The 16820-nt window shown below is 50.0% G+C and carries 16 protein-coding genes and 1 riboswitch; of the genes, 13 read left to right on the top strand and 3 right to left on the bottom strand.

From position 1 onward, the window contains the following. Positions 1-2: 2 nt before the first annotated feature. A complete protein-coding gene (locus VV869_RS13010) occupies positions 3-1658 on the bottom strand; it encodes an ATP-dependent endonuclease (protein WP_337735337.1) in 1656 nt (551 codons plus the stop codon). 226 nt (positions 1659-1884) lie between these two features. Here VV869_RS13010 and VV869_RS13005 point away from each other — a divergent pair, with 226 nt between their 5' ends. The 3 genes from VV869_RS13005 (at position 1885) to VV869_RS12995 (ending at position 4727) form a co-directional block, all read left to right on the top strand. Beyond that, positions 1885-2280 (top strand): VOC family protein, encoded by a 396-nt coding sequence (locus tag VV869_RS13005; protein WP_261604060.1) that lies wholly within the window; start codon positions 1885-1887, stop codon positions 2278-2280. A 319-nt stretch (positions 2281-2599) separates the two neighbouring features. After that, positions 2600-4357 (top strand): bifunctional metallophosphatase/5'-nucleotidase, encoded by a 1758-nt coding sequence (locus VV869_RS13000; RefSeq protein ID WP_337735336.1) that lies wholly within the window; start codon positions 2600-2602, stop codon positions 4355-4357. Between the two features lie 166 nt (positions 4358-4523). Next, entirely contained in the window at positions 4524-4727 is a 204-nt protein-coding gene (locus tag VV869_RS12995) for a hypothetical protein (RefSeq protein ID WP_337735508.1), read from the top strand. 195 nt (positions 4728-4922) lie between these two features. On the opposite strand, the gene ribB is transcribed toward VV869_RS12995, so the two are convergent. Both ribB and VV869_RS12985 read right to left on the bottom strand, forming a co-directional pair. Next, positions 4923-5600 (bottom strand): 3,4-dihydroxy-2-butanone-4-phosphate synthase, encoded by a 678-nt coding sequence (gene ribB, locus VV869_RS12990; protein WP_337735335.1) that lies wholly within the window; start codon positions 5598-5600, stop codon positions 4923-4925. A 148-nt stretch (positions 5601-5748) separates the two neighbouring features. Next, positions 5749-5935: riboswitch (FMN riboswitch) on the bottom strand. 123 nt (positions 5936-6058) lie between these two features. Then, a complete protein-coding gene (locus tag VV869_RS12985) occupies positions 6059-7021 on the bottom strand; it encodes a hypothetical protein (RefSeq protein ID WP_337735334.1) in 963 nt (320 codons plus the stop codon). A gap of 268 nt (positions 7022-7289) precedes the next feature. On the opposite strand from VV869_RS12985, the gene VV869_RS12980 reads away from it, so the two are divergent. The 10 genes from VV869_RS12980 (at position 7290) to VV869_RS12935 (ending at position 16809) form a co-directional block, all read left to right on the top strand. After that, positions 7290-7481 (top strand): hypothetical protein, encoded by a 192-nt coding sequence (locus VV869_RS12980; RefSeq protein ID WP_261604064.1) that lies wholly within the window; start codon positions 7290-7292, stop codon positions 7479-7481. A 201-nt stretch (positions 7482-7682) separates the two neighbouring features. Next, complete coding sequence (locus VV869_RS12975; protein WP_337735333.1) at positions 7683-7958, top strand: HlyU family transcriptional regulator; 276 nt, start codon at positions 7683-7685, stop codon at positions 7956-7958. 449 nt (positions 7959-8407) lie between these two features. Beyond that, on the top strand, positions 8408-9964 hold the full coding sequence (pntA, locus tag VV869_RS12970) for a Re/Si-specific NAD(P)(+) transhydrogenase subunit alpha (RefSeq protein ID WP_337735332.1): 1557 nt from the start codon (positions 8408-8410) through the stop codon (positions 9962-9964). An 11-nt stretch (positions 9965-9975) separates the two neighbouring features. Continuing rightward, positions 9976-11352 carry a Re/Si-specific NAD(P)(+) transhydrogenase subunit beta gene (pntB, locus tag VV869_RS12965; protein ID WP_337735331.1) on the top strand — a complete coding sequence of 459 codons (1377 nt, stop codon included), beginning with the start codon at positions 9976-9978 and terminating at the stop codon, positions 11350-11352. 192 nt (positions 11353-11544) lie between these two features. Continuing rightward, positions 11545-12987: a sensor histidine kinase VxrA gene (gene vxrA, locus VV869_RS12960; protein WP_337735330.1), complete on the top strand. Its 1443-nt coding sequence runs from the start codon at positions 11545-11547 to the stop codon at positions 12985-12987. Further along, a complete protein-coding gene (locus tag VV869_RS12955; protein ID WP_337735329.1) occupies positions 12962-13630 on the top strand; it encodes a response regulator transcription factor in 669 nt (222 codons plus the stop codon). Before vxrA ends, VV869_RS12955 begins: the two co-directional genes overlap by 26 nt. Next, on the top strand, positions 13630-14496 hold the full coding sequence (locus tag VV869_RS12950; RefSeq protein ID WP_337735328.1) for a DUF2861 family protein: 867 nt from the start codon (positions 13630-13632) through the stop codon (positions 14494-14496). The genes VV869_RS12955 and VV869_RS12950 overlap by 1 nt, the downstream gene beginning before the upstream one ends. Positions 14497-14685: 189 nt before the next feature. Then, positions 14686-15891 carry an NnrS family protein gene (locus VV869_RS12945; protein WP_337735327.1) on the top strand — a complete coding sequence of 402 codons (1206 nt, stop codon included), beginning with the start codon at positions 14686-14688 and terminating at the stop codon, positions 15889-15891. Positions 15892-15954: 63 nt separating this feature from the next. Next, positions 15955-16131 (top strand): YoaH family protein, encoded by a 177-nt coding sequence (locus VV869_RS12940; RefSeq protein WP_337735326.1) that lies wholly within the window; start codon positions 15955-15957, stop codon positions 16129-16131. 162 nt (positions 16132-16293) lie between these two features. After that, complete coding sequence (locus tag VV869_RS12935; RefSeq protein WP_337735325.1) at positions 16294-16809, top strand: phosphohydrolase; 516 nt, start codon at positions 16294-16296, stop codon at positions 16807-16809. Positions 16810-16820: the final 11 nt, after the last annotated feature.

Below are 16820 nucleotides of genomic sequence, written 5' to 3'. Positions count from 1 at the left end.
ACTTAAACCATGCCACGCGACATTGCGACGACACGCTTAAGGATCCAGCGTAAAAGTAATGGAATATCGTCAATATGATCCTCGCTGGTGTACGCCACCATCGCCAGGGCAACATCGGGTTTTGCGTGACGCTTTAAGGCTCGCATAATGATTTTCTTCGGTGATGCCGGATTGTTTTCCGGCATGTTGGCCAGCTGACGGAACAGGGGCTCATAGCCGTGATGGAACAAAAAATGTTCGATGTCGTGATTCGGCAGTACCGTCAGGCGATGGCGCTCGGAATCACCACCAAGCAAGTTGCGAACAGTCTCCGCATATTTTTTCCCGGCTAAGTCCCCATCGGCGACCAAGTGCCATTCAATCCCCAGGTTTCGGGCGACTTTGATCAGCGGTTTCAGCCCGCTCTGGGCAAATTCAATGATTTGTACACCTTCGGCGGCCAGGTTATAGCCGGACATCCGTGCAAACTCGTTGAACAGCCAAACTTCGGTTTCCCCCTCAACCAATAACCAGACCCGGGCAAACAAGGCGCTGGGCCGATGCAAACGCACATGGAACGTCACGCGGCGCTCTTCATCCCGGCTCAGTCGTGTCCCTTCCATGGAATAGACACGGGTCCGGTCCGGCTCGCGGATCAGCTTGCGGATCGAACGCAGCGGCACAGCTGTCGTGAGATCGGCACTGTTGGTGGTGAGGATCTTTTGCATCGGCATGTTGACCATAAACGCCCAGGCCTGATGCAGCAGTGTTGGGTGCAGGCGGCCTTCCGGATCTTCCAGGATCATCAAGGGGCGGGAGATCCGTTTCAACTCAACTGGTCCACGGGCCCGAATAAAGGCATTGAGCAGGCCCATCAGGATCAACCGGCTTTGCTTCGTCATTTGCGGCTGAGTCAGCTGGTCAAGCGGATTGGCAATCGATTGGGCGCGGTCGGGGAAATGCGTCCGGTCAAATTTGGCTTCCCGGCTATGCGGTGTAAAGGCAAAGTAGTGATCCATCAAGGTACGCAGGGCCTTAATGCTACTTTTGAGTTCTCCGGAGCTGACATGCCCCGGCCGGGTCATCAGCCGCTCACAGGTATTATCCAGCCGACGCTGAATTCGGGCTCGCTCATCAAGCTCTTTCTGATTTTGTCCGTTCCCATTGTGTGGCTCGGTCCCGGTGCGTAAGCGGCGCGCATCGCGGATCCGCACGATCGGGTGCAACACCATCAGGTGACGGACGAGTTTTTCGGTGTTGGGGCACGCGATGATTTCACCTTTGTCGTTCAGAAAGTCCCGATAGGTGGTAATTTTATCGTCCTTCACCACACTATTGATCTGATAGTAGAGGTGATGAATATTGTCGGCATCGGTGATCCACACTGGGGCAAAACCCCGATACTTGCGCGCTTTATGTTCCCCGGGGTAGTCTTCCACCCAATGCAACACAATTTGCAGCTGGGTCATTTTGGTGTGACCGGCAGCATAGTCGACATGGAAATCGGCGAATTTGAAATTATAAAGGTGGGCATCCGGCGACAGCGCGATACTCAGGGCATCCAGAAGTGAGGATTTCCCCCATGCATTTTCACCCACCAAAACGGTCAGTTCGTTCAATGTTAATGACAGGCGTTTGATACCCCTGAACCCGGACACTTCAATTCGTTTCAAATGCATAGTTCACCTCTGTATTTAGCTTACAGCACCTGTTTGGATCTCAGGTGTGCCAAGTTCACATTTCCAAAAGAAGTCTTTATGGTTCATGCAATTAGGCTCATTTCTGTGCTTCCTCTTGTTGTCGGCTATCGGGATTGCTATAGTCCTGCACATGAAATGTCCTTAATCGTCTGTTGATTCAGAGGCTTAGGGGAAGAAAAATAACGAATACCACTGGAGATGTCAGATGGCTAAGATTATCCACGCAATGGTTCGCGTTCTGGATCTGGATAAGTCACTCAAGTTTTACAAACAAGCGCTGGATCTGGAGATTGCTGAGCGCCTGGATTTTGAAGGATTCACGCTGGTTTACCTGCGCAATGAAGAAAACGACATGGAACTGGAGCTGACCTGGAACCACGGGACTGAAGAAGCGTACACACATGGCAGCGGTTATGGCCATATTGCAGTAGCCGTGGATAACCTGGAAGCTGAGCGTGAGAAGCTGGTGGGATTTGGTTATGAGCCGGCTGACATTAAGGAGTTCTTCCGCGACGGTCAGCTTCTGGCTAAGTTCTTCTTTATTCAGGATCCGGACGGTTACAAGATCGAATTCCTGCAACGCCACGGCCGCTATCAGTAAGCGCATCTGTTTCGATAGTACCTCCGTTTCGATAGTACCGCCGAGGTACTATCGAATCCCCAAACCTATTCTCACGGGCTTCTTTTCTCAAGAAACCATTTATAAATCAATGCTTTGTGTATATATGGGTCTCCGGTCAGGTTATATGACACAGCCATGACAGCAACGCGTTATCCTTGTCATCAAATTGTCGTCATGTTCGACTAACTATAATCATCAAGAGAGCATGAACGATAGAATGTTGCAGGAAATTATGTGATTGGCATCATATTGTATTATCATAGCCCGCAACGGCAGTATACGGAGTCAATAAGTCTATATGACAAATAACCGCTCAGCGAAAATTACGATCGCCCACATCAACGACACCCACTCGCATTTCGAACCTTCATCGATTTCTTTGAATCTTCCCGAGACCGTCCTCGATGGGCAAACGTCGGTGTATGCCAGTTGCGGCGGGTTTTCTCGTGTGTCTTCAGCGGTTAAGGATGTTCAGAGACAAGCCCATCTGAAAGGACGTGAGTTCATGTTCGTGCATGCGGGTGACTGCTTCCAGGGCACCTTGTATTTCTCCTTATATAAAGGCTATGCCAACGCCAAATTACTCAACGCCATCGGGGTTGAAGCGATGGCGTTGGGGAATCACGAGCTGGATATGGGCAATGCCCCGGTGGCTGATTTTATGGATCAGGTTCATTTTCCGTTATTGGCCGGGAACTGGGATCTGTCGCAGGAAAATCAGGCCAAACCAAATCCGCTGCGGGATAAAGCGGGCGTTTATGCTTTTGATCATCGTGCCGGACATGCACGTTATATCGTGAAAGACGTGCTGGGCGAACCGGTTGCCTTATTCGGGTTAGCCATTGAAAACATGTCCGGGATTGCGAATCCGGATCCGGACACTGATTTCCTGGATGTGGTTGAGGTGGCAGAACAAACCATCGCAGCGATCCGTCAACAGGGGATCAATAAAATCGTGTTGATCAGCCATTTGGGGTATGAGCGCGATTTGGAGCTTGCCGCACAAGTCGAAGGGCTGGGAGCGATTATTGGTGGCCATACCCATACCATGCAAGGTGACTTTACCAATGTGGGTTACGGTGTCACTGATGAGTATGCCCGCATGGTTCAGGGGACGTGTGTTGTTCAGGCAGGTTGTAACGCTTTAGCTTTAGGTCAACTGGAGCTGGATTTTAACGCAGACGGCACGGTTGCCAGCGCAAGTGGCGTGAATCAGTTATTACTGGGTCGTCAGTTTACCGTTGATGCGTCGCGTAGCGAGCATCTTGAAGAAAGCACCCATGACGCGGTGAAAGCGTACCTCACCGACCAGCCCAACGTGAGATTTTGTGCCAAAGATCCACTGATTGAGAATTTACTGAACACCCAGTTCCGGCCAGCGGTACGGGAGCTCCAAACCTTACACATTGCAGAAGTGGGTGAGCCGCTGCGTCATGTGCGTATTCCGGACAACCGGGGTGGCAGCCATATCGCACCGCTGGTGGTTGACAGTTTTTTGTGGAAAGGGCGCCAGTTAGGTCATGAAGTGGACTTTGCAATCCACAATGCAGGGGGGGTGCGCGCTTCCCTGAACCCGGGTCCGATCACTTCGGCGGATATTGCCGGCCGGTTGCTGCCATTTGCAATTGGCTTAATGGTCTACCAAGTCAAAGGGAAGCGGGTGCGAGAGGCGCTCGAAGGCGCCATTAACAACGCCATTGATAACGGCATTGAAGGCACCGGTTCCGGCAGTTTCCCGTATACGGCAAACCTCCGATTTACCTACCGCTGTTGTAGCGACGCAGGCCGACGGATTGAGCATTTGGAAACTTACCGGAATGGTCTCTGGGTTGCTGTCGAAGATGAGGTGACGTATACATCGGTTTCATCCGGCTATACGGCGAACGGAAAAGAAGGGTACGACGCTTTGCTGGATTGTATTGTTGAGCCACAAGCGTTGAATGTCACCATGGCGGACGCATTTGCAGACTACGCGGCAGACAGGCAGTATTTGACGGCACCGGAGGAATCCCTAATTCGATACATTCCTTGCCAGTGCTCTCAGGATGTCGCCTGAATGAATTGATCGGGCCTTCATTGTTATAGGGCCTGATTGAAGTTCAAGTTTAAGTCTTAAATCTAAAACTTAAAGCGTCAGAAAATCAGATTTTTAAAAGTAAAAAGCGTCACTGTGGTGGCGCTTTTTTTGATCTTGCTTCCACTGCGGTGACTTCCTCCTTGTGGTGCAAAAAATAATCAAAAAAAGCCTTAATGAAATAGGTGAGATGTCGATATATATCAATGTCAGAAGAATGTCAGAAGAATGTCAGAATATGACAACAGGGGGAAAGAAAATGGATAAAGATTGGTTAGATATTGCGATGGTCACTGGCTGGATTTCTGCTTGGTCTGTCCTGGTCTACTTCATTCCTGCCGTTGGGGTTTAATCGAAACTCAATCAATGCCGGCCTCAATAACCAACCGCCTCAATCATTACCGGGCCATGGAATGAATCCGAGTCGTTGAGTTCGCCAGACGAAGCTGGTTCAGAGGCTGAGCAAAAATGACAAAAGCCGTGTTTCTGGAACACGGCTTTGATGTATCTGCGGGCTTTAATGTATTTTCGGTAGGTTATCTGCGGATTAGGCGCTTACAGCTTGCGGATGCTCAGTATTCACCACTTCCTTGGCCAGTCGGTAAGCGGCCAAATCTTCAATGGTCAGTACCGGCATATTAAATTTCTCACCAAAGGCGATCACTTCCGGCAGGCGAGACATGGTGCCATCCGGATTGGTTAACTCGCACAGGACGCCGTAGGGTTTGCGGCCGGCCAGACGCATCAGATCGATGGTTGCTTCCGTATGCCCGCGGCGTGCCAGCACACCTTCCGGATTCGCTTTCAGCGGGAAAACGTGACCGGGACGGTTCAGATCCGATGGCTTCGCATCGTCAGCAATTGCCGTCTTGATGGTTGTTACGCGATCTGCCGCCGATACACCGGTGGTGACGCCCTGAGCCGCTTCAATGGTCACGGTAAAGCCTGTTTGGTTCGCGCTGGTGTTGTTGTCGACCATCATCGGCAAATCGAGTTGCTGGACCCGTTCTTCCGTTAAGCACAAACACACAATCCCGGAACATTCACGGATCATAATGGCCATTTGCGCCGGGGTCAGCGTTTCCGCAGCAAAGATAATGTCCCCTTCATTTTCACGATCTTCGTCGTCAACGACTAAGACGCCACGACCTTCGCGGATTGCTTGCAGGCCGGCTTCAACACGTTCAAATGGGGTTCCCATCGGGGAGAGTAAAGACTGATTCATGGTAAAAAGCTCCAAATAAAAAATACCAGAATCAGGGCATAGAAATTCAGCGTTTCAGATCGTCTGAAATCGTGCTACAGGTAGGTGTGACCACGCCCACGCATTAAAGCGCCGACAAGTCATGTATAGCTCGAGGCACACGGCCTCCACTGATCCTCTTTCATCCGGACTATAACCGTCGGCTCTGGATTGATGCCTGTTCAGGCACTGAACCACATCTGCTGACCTTAATCACTTCTTTTCAGAGAAGTGATTAAGCGCTCGCGGGCTTTCCAGGCAGGGTTGATGCCTGAACTACCGCCGGTGGGGAATTTCGCCCCGCCCTGAGAATGCTCTGGCATCTTAGAAAACTCATTCCTTTGACGCAAGAGAAACTGCTGATTTTACGTAATAAGTTTGAACTCAGTAGCGGGGTGGTGGGTTTGTATGCAGACAAAAGACGACGAATTCACCGCTGATTATTTCGCTGAATGTTCGGTGGCCTGAGCCCCGGATCCGGTGAATGCTTCTGCTTGCTTCAGGCGGCGGGATAAGTTCTTGACCAGCAACGGCAGACAGTAGGTCGGTAACTGTATGGCACCCATCAGCACCAGGAAATCCGGTCCCAGATAGCTACCGGCAACGGTAAATGTCAGCAGAACATTTCGATTAGCTGAGGTTATCGCGGCGAGCAGCGCTTGGTCGACTCCCTGGCGACGATAAGTGAGATATCCGGCAATGAAAAACAGTGCGCAGATGGCAAGACCCGCCAACAAATAAAACAGGCCGTTGAACATCGATTGATCAAACGTTTCACGAAAAGAACCAATCAGTCCAAAGGGGAAAGCCAGGACTAACAGAATGGTCACCTGGGAGAGTTTGCCATGGATTCGGTGTAAGACCTGATGCGGCACGAAGTGATAACAAAGGGCTGAAAACAGCATTGGGCCAAAGATAAAAATCACCAAGCGTTGCAGATAACTGCCGAGGTCCAGCGTGACACTGTCATCCTGAAAAAGCAGGAGGTTGATATAAAGCACGGCTGGCATCAGCAAAGTGGATGCAATCGTCATTGCCATGGCTTTTAATGGTTCAAGCCCAACCGAGCGGGCAATCGCCGGTGTTGCAAACAGCGAGCCTGTCGCGGCAACCGCGGAAATGGCCAGTAGCAGAGAACTACCGGCACCAATCAGGGAAGCGATCGCTGTAGTAAGGACAGACAGGGCAACCGAATGAAACAGGGCATAGCGCCAAATTTCCGCTTTTGCCAGCAGCTTGACCAGCACGCCTTGTTGCATTCCGATGAGAGTGAACAACATCAGGCTAAACAGGACATAAGGTAAAAACGGGAACAGTTGCGCCGACCAGTCCGGGAACAGAAAGCCCAGCACAGCGGCGAGAATCAGTAATAAGGATGAGTGTTTTGAGAGCAGGCTCAGCATAGTTTTTTTTTCTGGTTGAATGTTGCGCTATTGTTATACAAAACAAAAACCGAATGCAAGCGCATGATTAAAATACCACCCAATAGGCTGCTTAGTGCGTAATTATGCATCCTGATTTAGGGTTTATTTTGGGCGGGAAAATTGCCCGTAACGGCTTGTTAACTCATTAGAAAATCTAATCTTGACATCGAAATATTGTCATTTTTACGTGTAAAATGAAGCGGTTATTATTGCCTCAGTTCAGAATGATAACGAAAGAGAGGCAATCATGGCACAGGCAATGAATTTTGACACCATCGCTACGAATGTTGTAATGGAGAAAAAAGCCTATGCGGTTAACATCAAAGGATTGATTGCACACGCATTGGATATTTTGTTCGGCGGCGAGACTGCGCCTAAACAATATAACGTTTCAGATCTTCCTGCCCATCTGCAAAAAGATATTGGATTGTATCGCTAAGCTCGGGCTAGAAATTATATTTTATAAACGCTGACATCTGTCAGCGTTTTTTTTATTTATAAAATATTGCCCGAGGGTTAATGAGTTGTTGTGATGTTTGGTTGTGTGATAATGACAGAGTTTTTTCATCTGAGTTTAATTACTTTCGATGAGAATATGGCATTATAAGAGCGTATGTGCATGAACCACGGAGATCTTTAGGTGGGCTTTTTTTCAAAGTTATTTGGTTTGGATAAGGAAAAGAAGGTAGTCGAGGCAGAGCCTGTCGAATACGAAGGTTACCTGATTTATCCTGAGCCGATCGCTGAAAACGGTCAGTACCGTATCGCAGGGCGGATCTGTAAGGAAATTGAAGGTGAGCTCAGAACCCATCAGTTCATCCGCTCGGATCTGCTGGCCTCGAAGCAAGACGCTGAAGAATTTATGCTCAATAAGGCCAAAATGTTCATCGATCAGACCGGCGATAGCATGTTCTGATTTTTTTGAATGCAAAACATGCCGGTACCTGTCACCGGCATATTGCTTATATACGGCAGGGTAAAGCACCACGGATGGCATCGTGCCGGAAAATACTTCAGGGAAGATCGGTGACAACGTCCCGCTTTGGCGATCGCGCTATCTCTCCTCAATGTGTTTAAAACGGCTATTTCGATCGCTGAGTGTGCTTTTTTGAACGATTTGAGTGTCAGGTTGAAATGAAGTGGCATTTTATTCGTCTTATTGATGATAATTTACTAATTTCATTTGAGGTTTGACCTCTGTCCATCTGTATTAAACGTTCTTTTATTTCTGTTGTAAGGTAACATCCGACGTCAATAATGATGTTTATGTTTGAAAGTTTTGTATTATTCCTACAAGGTACTTGATATTACTCTGTGGGTTGGATACAAAAATAGAACTTCTTTGCCAATGTTCAGGGAATAATAATGCTAATTGGTGTGCCAAAAGAAACACTCGCCAATGAAACGCGAGTGGCTGCGACGCCGAAAACGGTTGAACAGTTATTAAAAATGGGGTTCAGCGTTGCGATTGAGCATAACGCTGGTATTCATGCTAGTTTCGACGATGCGGCCTATAAAACCGCGGGTGCGAGTGTGGTCTCGACAGAGGAAGTCTGGCAGTCAGATTTGATTCTGAAGGTCAATGCACCTCAGGTAAACCCTGAGACCGGTGTTGATGAGTTCGAATTGATCAAAGAAGGGGCAAGCCTGGTCAGCTTTATCTGGCCAGCGCAAAACCCGGAATTGCTTGAAAAGCTGTCGAGCAAAAAAATTAATGTGATGGCGATGGACTCCGTGCCACGTATTTCACGTGCGCAAGCACTGGATGCGCTGAGCTCCATGGCAAACATCGCCGGTTACCGTGCTGTTGTCGAAGCTGCTCATGAGTTCGGTCGTTTCTTTACCGGGCAAATTACTGCGGCCGGTAAAGTACCACCGGCGAAAGTTCTGGTGGCTGGTGCCGGGGTTGCGGGTCTTGCGGCAATCGGTGCTGCCGGTAGCCTAGGGGCGATTGTTCGTGCATTTGATGTTCGGCCTGAGGTGAAAGAGCAGGTTGAGTCGATGGGTGCAGAGTTCCTGGAAGTGGATTTCAAGGAAGACACCAGCACCGGTGACGGCTATGCCAAAGAGATGTCGGATGAATTCAACAAGGCTGCTGAACGTCTGTACGCTGAACAGGCTAAAGATGTCGACATTATTATCACCACAGCGTTGATCCCGGGCCGTCCGGCACCGAAATTGATCACCCAGGAGATGGTGGATTCAATGAAGCCGGGCAGTGTTATTGTTGACCTGGCGGCCGCCAACGGTGGTAACTGTGCCTATACCGAAGCTGATAAAGTGGTGACCACAGATAACGGCGTCAAGATTATCGGTTATACCGATATGGTCGGCCGACTGCCAACCCAGTCTTCTCAGCTGTACGGAACCAACCTGGTTAACCTGATCAAACTGTTGTGCAAAGAAAAAGACGGCACCATCGATATTAACTTTGATGATGAAGTTCTGCGTGGTCTGACGGTTATCAAAGAAGGTGAAGTTACCTGGCCGGCGCCACCGATTAAAGTTTCTGCGGCCCAGCCACAACCTGCAAAGCAGGCAGCGGTTGTCGCTCAGAAACAAAAAGAGCCTGTCTCTCCTGCGAAAAAGTACGGCTTCATGGCCGCGGGTATCGCTGCCTTTGGTTGGGTGGCCAATGTGGCTCCGGCTGACTTCCTGTCTCACTTTACGGTGTTTGTGCTTGCCTGTGTGGTGGGTTACTACGTGGTATGGAATGTCACGCACGCACTGCATACGCCGCTGATGTCGGTGACCAATGCCATCTCCGGGATCATCATCGTCGGGGCCTTGCTGCAAATTGGGCAGGGGATCGGTGTTGTCACCTTCCTGGCCTTTATCGCCGTGCTGATTGCCAGCATTAACATTTTCGGTGGCTTCACCGTGACCAAGCGCATGCTTGAAATGTTCCGTAAAGATAAATAAAGGAGTAACAAATGTCTGCAGGAATCGTACAAGCGGCATATCTTGTTGCTGCCGTACTTTTTATCATGTCACTGGCGGGACTTTCCAAACAGGAAACAGCACGCGCAGGGAACTACTACGGCATCGCCGGGATGGCCATTGCTCTGATTGCAACGATCTTTGGTCCGGAAGCACAAGGGACCGGCTGGATTATTCTGGCGATGATCATTGGTGGTGCGATTGGTATCCATTACGCGAAGAAAGTTGAAATGACCGAAATGCCGGAGCTGGTTGCAATTTTGCACAGCTTCGTCGGGATGGCTGCGGTTCTGGTAGGTTTCAACACCTTCCTGGATCACGGTGATCTGACCGGTGCCATGCTGAACATTCACCTGGTTGAAATCTTCCTGGGTGTCTTTATCGGTGCGGTTACCTTTACCGGTTCAATCGTTGCGTTCGGTAAACTTCGCGGGCTGATTTCATCCAAACCGCTGATGCTGCCGCATCGCCATAAGCTGAACCTGGCTGCGGTCGTGGTTTCCATCCTGCTGCTGATGATGTTTGTCAACGCGGAAGGCTCAATGTTCGCCTTGATTATCGTCACTCTGATTGCATTTGCCTTCGGCTATCACCTGGTGGCTTCAATCGGTGGTGCGGATATGCCGGTTGTGGTTTCCATGCTGAACTCCTATTCAGGATGGGCCGCAGCGGCGGCTGGTTTCATGTTGGCCAACGATCTGTTGATTGTGACCGGTGCTCTGGTGGGTTCTTCCGGTGCGATTCTGTCTTACATCATGTGTAAGGCGATGAATCGCTCATTCATCAGTGTCATTGCCGGTGGCTTCGGGACTGATGGTTCCGTTTCTACCGGTGATGAAGAGCAGGGCGAGCACCACGAAGCCTCAGCTGAAGAAGTTGCGGAAATGCTGAGTGATGCACGTTCGGTGATTATTACTCCGGGATACGGCATGGCGGTTGCTCAGGCCCAGTATCCGGTACATGAAATTACCGAGAAGCTGCGTAAGAAAGGGGTGAACGTTCGTTTCGGGATCCACCCGGTTGCTGGTCGTCTGCCGGGTCATATGAACGTACTGCTGGCGGAAGCCAAAGTGCCGTATGACATTGTGCTGGAAATGGATGAAATCAACGATGATTTCGAAGAAACCGATGTGGTGTTGGTGATTGGGGCGAATGATACGGTGAACCCGGCTGCGCTGGAAGATCCGAACAGCCCGATTGCTGGGATGCCGGTTCTGGAAGTTTGGGACGCTAAGCACGTGATTGTGTTCAAGCGCTCAATGAATACCGGTTATGCCGGCGTTCAGAACCCGCTGTTCTTCAAAGAAAACACGCAAATGCTGTTTGGTGATGCGAAAGAGTCATGTAACAAGATTCTTGAGCACATCTAAGCGCGCAGTAATTGCGGATCAATCAGGGAGCCTTCGGGCTCCCTTTTTTGATCCGGTTAATGACTTGAAGTCTATTGTAGTATTGAGGAAGTCGGGGAGTTCGAATCTTTTCTCGCCAACTTCGCCGTTAATCCTTCTGATGAATGACAATTTGCTGACATATCACCGGAATTGAGTGATACACTTGCCGCCATGAGAAAGTATGTCTTATTGTTTTCGCTGTTGATTTCAGGGGGAAGCCTTGCATCAACGGATACCTTATCTGATCGCATTGATGCGGTCCGTTCTGAGTTACTCAACAGCGAGCCGCTGGCGACGTACGATTTCAGGCAGCTACAAAGCCAATTCCCGAATCCGCTGTTATTGCCATCAAGTCTACTACCGCAATCCTCGGCATATCCGCTGAAGTCTCTGAGACGGCTTTACGCCAATGCGATCAGCTGTAAAGGCCCCTGGCCAGTCAGTCCGCTGGTGACGCATCCGGTCGTTTTTACCCGGGCGATTTGCAATAACACGATCCTGCCGAATGGCTGGTTTGTCCGTTCAGGTTATATTCATCCGGGCGGTGGTAGTTATGCTTCCCGATATATCGAGAAACATCCGGAAGCAGCCCAGCAGTTGGCGGGCTATTTGCACATTCAGGAGCGGGAGCTGGCGCCGACCAATACGGCGCTGGGTCGGCTTCAGCGCATGAGCGGCGAAGAGATCCAGGTGTATATTGCCGGTGCGAAAACGTTCATATCCAACGGTGAGCTCTGGATCCGAAATGGCAATGAATATTATGTTTATGATCAACCGGCCTGGTCGTTGGCGCTGAACAAATATGACATGCATTTTATCCGGTTGAACCAAACAGACTTTTGCCTGGTCAAAAGCGGCAACATCTGTTGGCAGGAAGAAGATAAATCGCAACTGACGTTTTATCTGCTGGTCGGTTTGCTGGTCGGCAACATCGCGTTGCTGGTTGGCTGGGGTGTGTACCGGTTGCGGATCCGCCGCCGTGCCATGCAAGAGCGCATGCTGGTGCTGCAGATTCTGACTCACGAACTGCGGACACCGATTGCGAGTCTGGGCATGACGGTTGAGGGTTTCCGCAGGCACTTTGATGCTTTGCCCGAAAGTCTATATGATGAATTCAGGCGGCTCACCGACGATGCCAGGCGCTTGCGCCAGCTGGCCGAGGCCAGTAAGGATTATTTGCAGGCAAACCAACAAGAATTAAGCGTTCAACAGGTCGATTCCTTCAATGAATGGATGGAATACCTGAGTGAACCCTATGCAGACGTCTCTCTCCAGTTGGCAGAGGATCGGTCTGTCTCGGTCAATATTTACTGGCTGGGCACTTGTATTGATAACCTGTTATCCAATGCCCAGAAATACGGCACTGCGCCGATCACTTTATCGTCATCGTTTCGTGATGGAAAGTTGATTGTAAGAGTTGAAGATAAGGGACAGCTCGGGTCGAAAGACTGGGCTCGATTAAGAAAGCCCTTTGTGAGTGAAAAAGGCCTGGGGCTTGGTCTTACAATCGTAGAATCGATGATACGTAGAATGGGCGGACGAATGAAGTTACAAGGTCCGCCTACCACTTTTATTTTGGAGATACCGTGTGAATCAAACTCTGCTTCTGGTTGAAGATGACCAAAATTTAGCTGCTGGTTTGCTGGAAAGCCTGAGAGAAGCAGGCTACGAATGCCTCTACGCGGATTGTGCAACAAAAGTCGCTGATCTTTGGCCCCAGGCTGATCTGGTGGTGTTGGATCGTCAGTTACCTGAGGGTGACTCTCTGGATTACCTGAACGGCTGGCTTGAGATTAAACATACGCCGGTCATTCTACTGACAGCCATGGTGTCTATTTCTGATAAGGTCGATGGTCTGGACTCAGGTGCAAAAGACTACCTGACCAAGCCGTTTGCAGAAGAAGAGCTGTTGGCGCGGATACGGGTTCATCTTCGCAATGGTGATGATCAGCCGGCTCAGGCGGCCAATGTCATTTCGGTCGGTAGTATCAATATCGATCTGGACAGCCGGGAAGTGAAACAAGGTGAAGATATCATCGTGCTGACGCGCACCGAATTTGAACTGCTGGTCTTTTTGGCCAAGCATTCGGGTCGCGTGTTTACGCGGGATGAATTGCTGGATCAGGTTTGGGGTTATAACCACTATCCGACCACGCGAACTGTTGATACTCACATTCTTCAGTTACGACAAAAGTTACCGGGTATTGAAATCGAAACCCTGCGCGGTGTCGGCTACCGAATGAAATCATCGAAGTAATGCGAAAACAGCTTTCTTTAACCTGTTCGTTATTGTTCCTCAACTCGGTGCTGGTATCACCGAGTTTTGCCACGGGTTGGTTTGCCGGGCAGGATGTCTACACGGTCGCTCATCAGCGGTTGCTGGAAGGGAAAACGGCTGACAGCTTCGGCAGTATGGTACAAGCCTGGCAGCAGCAGCCTGACGGTACCCAACAGAACAACCTCAATCAGCTGTTGAAGTTGGCGATCACCGAAGATTGTGGCCTTAGCTTATCGCAGAGTACGTTGCCTGATTGGTTGCCCAACCTGGCGATCCAGCGGGAAGTGATACAAAGCGTCAACCAAACCATGCTGAAGCTCTCGATTAACGGTACCAGCCGAACAGAGCTGAAAGAAATCCGGTTGTCGAAATGGCCGGATCAGGACGTGATTGCAGCAACACCCCGGATCGCAGAAGGGGGGTACTTCAATGTCGAAGCGCGTCGACTGGATGCGCCCGTGGAAGCCGGCCTGTATCAGCTGACCATTACCACGGCTCAGGATGAAGTGCTGAATCAATGGATCCTCTTGACGTCCCCGTTGGCGAAACAGCGGATTGGTTGGAAAGACAGCAAGAACTGGCGAATCGAACAGGGTGGGCTGCCGAATCCGGCATGTCCGTCGGAAGTGCTGTCGATGAGTCTTTATGATCTGAATGACACCAGCTGGACGCCGCTGTGGACCGAAAATGTCGATGGCCGGCTACCCACCACTTTACCGGTGATTGATGTCGCGGACGGACGCTACTGGTTGAGCGTTGGACTGATTGAAAGCCGCTGGCAAGGCAATATTGCCATTCTTGATATTCAGCGTATCACCCGCCCGGTCGATTTTCCGGGCTTCTGATCCGGTCAAAGCCCTCAATGTGAATCAGAGACTAAGCTCGCTCGGTTGCAGAACTGGCGGGCTGTTTTATCTTTGCTGCCACGCTGCCACGCCTCCATGGAATCTTGTTTTTGTATTAAAGATGTATTTTCATCGCAACTTTAAAGGTGTATTATTCATGCATGTTTAGATTATGCGATAGGTAGCCGTATGATGCAGATTCTTGATCAAGCCAAGGAGCAACGGATTCCACCACTTTTTCGTCTGGCCTTTCGGCCGTTTTTTCTGGCCGGAAGCGCTTTTTCGGTGATTGCCATGGTGATTTGGGCCATGTTCTGGTCGGGGACGGTCAATCTTTCTGGCTGGATGTATGACAATCCAATCTGGTGGCATAGCCATGAAATGCTGTTTGGCTTCACCGGGGCCATTATCGTCGGCTTTCTCCTGACGGCGGTGCAAAACTGGACCGGCAATCCCGGTGTAAGAGGATGGCGGTTAGCCATTATTTTTTGTTGCTGGCTCGTGGCACGGCTTGGGCTGCTTTTCTCATCGCCTGGCTGGGTGTGGATGGCATTTGACTTACTGTGGATGCCGTTGGCCGCTTATTTCCTGGCGAAGCCAATCGTTCTCCGAAAGCAATGGAATAACCTGTTTTTCTCACCGCTGATTTTATTGCTGACTTACTTAAATGCGCGCTTTCATTTGATTGCACTCGGTATGTCTGATGACAACGTGCATCACGTGTCGATGGTGGCAATTGTTGCGATATCAGTGATTGTACTGGTTGTCGGGGGCAGGGTGATTCCATTCTTTACCTGGCGAGGCACCCAAACCGAACAGATCACTCGAATCACCTGGCTCGAACGTGCTGCACTGATCCCATGTTGGTTGCTTCTGGCTTGTGTACTCCTGCCTATCCCGGTTGCGATCCGTGAGGTGGCACTGCCAGGATTGCTGGCCGCGACGGCTGTATTTAACCTGCTGCGTTTTTTACGTTGGCGGACCTGGTCAACGTTGGGTGTGCCGCTACTGTGGCTGCTGCATTTTGCTTATTTGTTTATGATTCTCGGATTGTTACTGCTTGCCGGGCAACAAATTACGGGGGCTACAAGTTACAGTGTCGCGCTCCATTTTCTCACGGTGGGTGGAATTGGGGCAATGATTCTGGCGATGATTGCCCGAGTCTCGTTAGGCCATACCGGGCGTCCGCTTCAGATTCGGCGCTGGATGGTTGCTGGCTTTGTCCTGATGATGTGTTCGGCTTTAGTACGGACATTATTGCTGATGATTTTCCCGACGCTGGCAATTAGCAGCTATATGGTTTCTGCGCTGTTGTGGGCTTGTGCATTCGGGATTTTTACTGTGGTTTATTATCCAATCCTAACTCGTCCACGGCTGGACGGCAGACCGGGTTAGTGACAATGGGTATTTTTATGCCTAAAATACTGCTCCATTTTCAATGAGCAGAAATACATATTCATGCTGAATAACACGCCAACATTGACGCACGAGCAGCAGCAGCAGGCTGCTGACCGAATCCATGAACTTATGGCTCAGGGGATGAGCAGCGGGCAGGCCATCATGATGGTTGCGAATGAAATTCGCGAGGCTGACGCGAAAAATAAGGCACAGGACGGCGACACAGACGCTGAATAGTGCGACAAGATCGGATATAGACAGGCACTAAATGGTGCCTGTTTTTTCATCAAATTGTGCGTAAAATCTCAACTGTGTCAATAGGGTTTAGCAAAGTGTTCCGGGCTGAAATACACTTGAAGCGTTAGCTTTTTTGTATGAACTTTTATACAGGGGGGGCGGATGAATAATCGGTACTTAAAAGCACGTACGTTAGCCAGAGCGAAGCATCAGGGCCAAATGTATGGCAGTGTCCCGTATTATGTCCACCTTGAAGCGGTATCCCGCCTGGCAAGCCCGTTTGGGACTGATGCGATGGTTGTCGCGCAACTTCATGACGTTATTGAAGACACGGAAACCAGTGTTGATGAATTGGCCGCAGATTTCGGGTTTCTGGTTGCCGATGCCGTCGCCTATATCAGCGATGGTAAGTTGGATGACCGGCAGACACGCAAAGCTGAAATTCATCAACGTTTGGCCGCGTTAGATGTTGATGAAGAGGCGGCCAGAATTGCGTTGATTGTGAAGGCTTGCGATCGGTTGGCCAATGTTCGCGCCAGCTTATATGGTGAAGCATCCTATTTCAGTGTGTATCAACAGGAACATTCAAGCTTTAAAGAGGCGGTTTATCGCCAGGGGCTATGCGAGGCAATTTGGTGGGAATTGGACAATTTAATTAATCGTTCTCAGGCATCCTGAGAACGATTGCG

It is taken from the genome of Photobacterium sp. MCCC 1A19761, assembly GCF_037389125.1.
In the GTDB taxonomy this organism is placed as follows: Bacteria; Pseudomonadota; Gammaproteobacteria; order Enterobacterales; family Vibrionaceae; genus Photobacterium.
The sequence above is the reverse complement of the archived record's forward strand: the minus strand, read 5'-3'. Positions and strand labels throughout refer to the sequence as shown.

Excerpts from the sequence above, each read along its gene's own strand:
- ribB (WP_337735335.1), bottom strand. The coding sequence starts at position 5,600 with ATGAATCAGTCTTTACTCTCCCCGATGGGAACCCCATTTGAACGTGTT.
- VV869_RS13010 (WP_337735337.1), bottom strand. The coding sequence starts at position 1,658 with ATGCATTTGAAACGAATTGAAGTGTCCGGGTTCAGGGGTATCAAACGC.
- VV869_RS12945 (WP_337735327.1), top strand. The coding sequence starts at position 14,686 with ATGATGCAGATTCTTGATCAAGCCAAGGAGCAACGGATTCCACCACTT.
- vxrA (WP_337735330.1), top strand. The coding sequence starts at position 11,545 with ATGAGAAAGTATGTCTTATTGTTTTCGCTGTTGATTTCAGGGGGAAGC.
- pntB (WP_337735331.1), top strand. The coding sequence starts at position 9,976 with ATGTCTGCAGGAATCGTACAAGCGGCATATCTTGTTGCTGCCGTACTT.
- pntA (WP_337735332.1), top strand. The coding sequence starts at position 8,408 with ATGCTAATTGGTGTGCCAAAAGAAACACTCGCCAATGAAACGCGAGTG.
- VV869_RS12935 (WP_337735325.1), top strand. The coding sequence starts at position 16,294 with ATGAATAATCGGTACTTAAAAGCACGTACGTTAGCCAGAGCGAAGCAT.
- VV869_RS13000 (WP_337735336.1), top strand. The coding sequence starts at position 2,600 with ATGACAAATAACCGCTCAGCGAAAATTACGATCGCCCACATCAACGAC.
- VV869_RS12980 (WP_261604064.1), top strand. The coding sequence starts at position 7,290 with ATGGCACAGGCAATGAATTTTGACACCATCGCTACGAATGTTGTAATG.
- VV869_RS12940 (WP_337735326.1), top strand. The coding sequence starts at position 15,955 with ATGCTGAATAACACGCCAACATTGACGCACGAGCAGCAGCAGCAGGCT.
- VV869_RS12985 (WP_337735334.1), bottom strand. The coding sequence starts at position 7,021 with ATGCTGAGCCTGCTCTCAAAACACTCATCCTTATTACTGATTCTCGCC.
- VV869_RS12950 (WP_337735328.1), top strand. The coding sequence starts at position 13,630 with ATGCGAAAACAGCTTTCTTTAACCTGTTCGTTATTGTTCCTCAACTCG.
- VV869_RS13005 (WP_261604060.1), top strand. The coding sequence starts at position 1,885 with ATGGCTAAGATTATCCACGCAATGGTTCGCGTTCTGGATCTGGATAAG.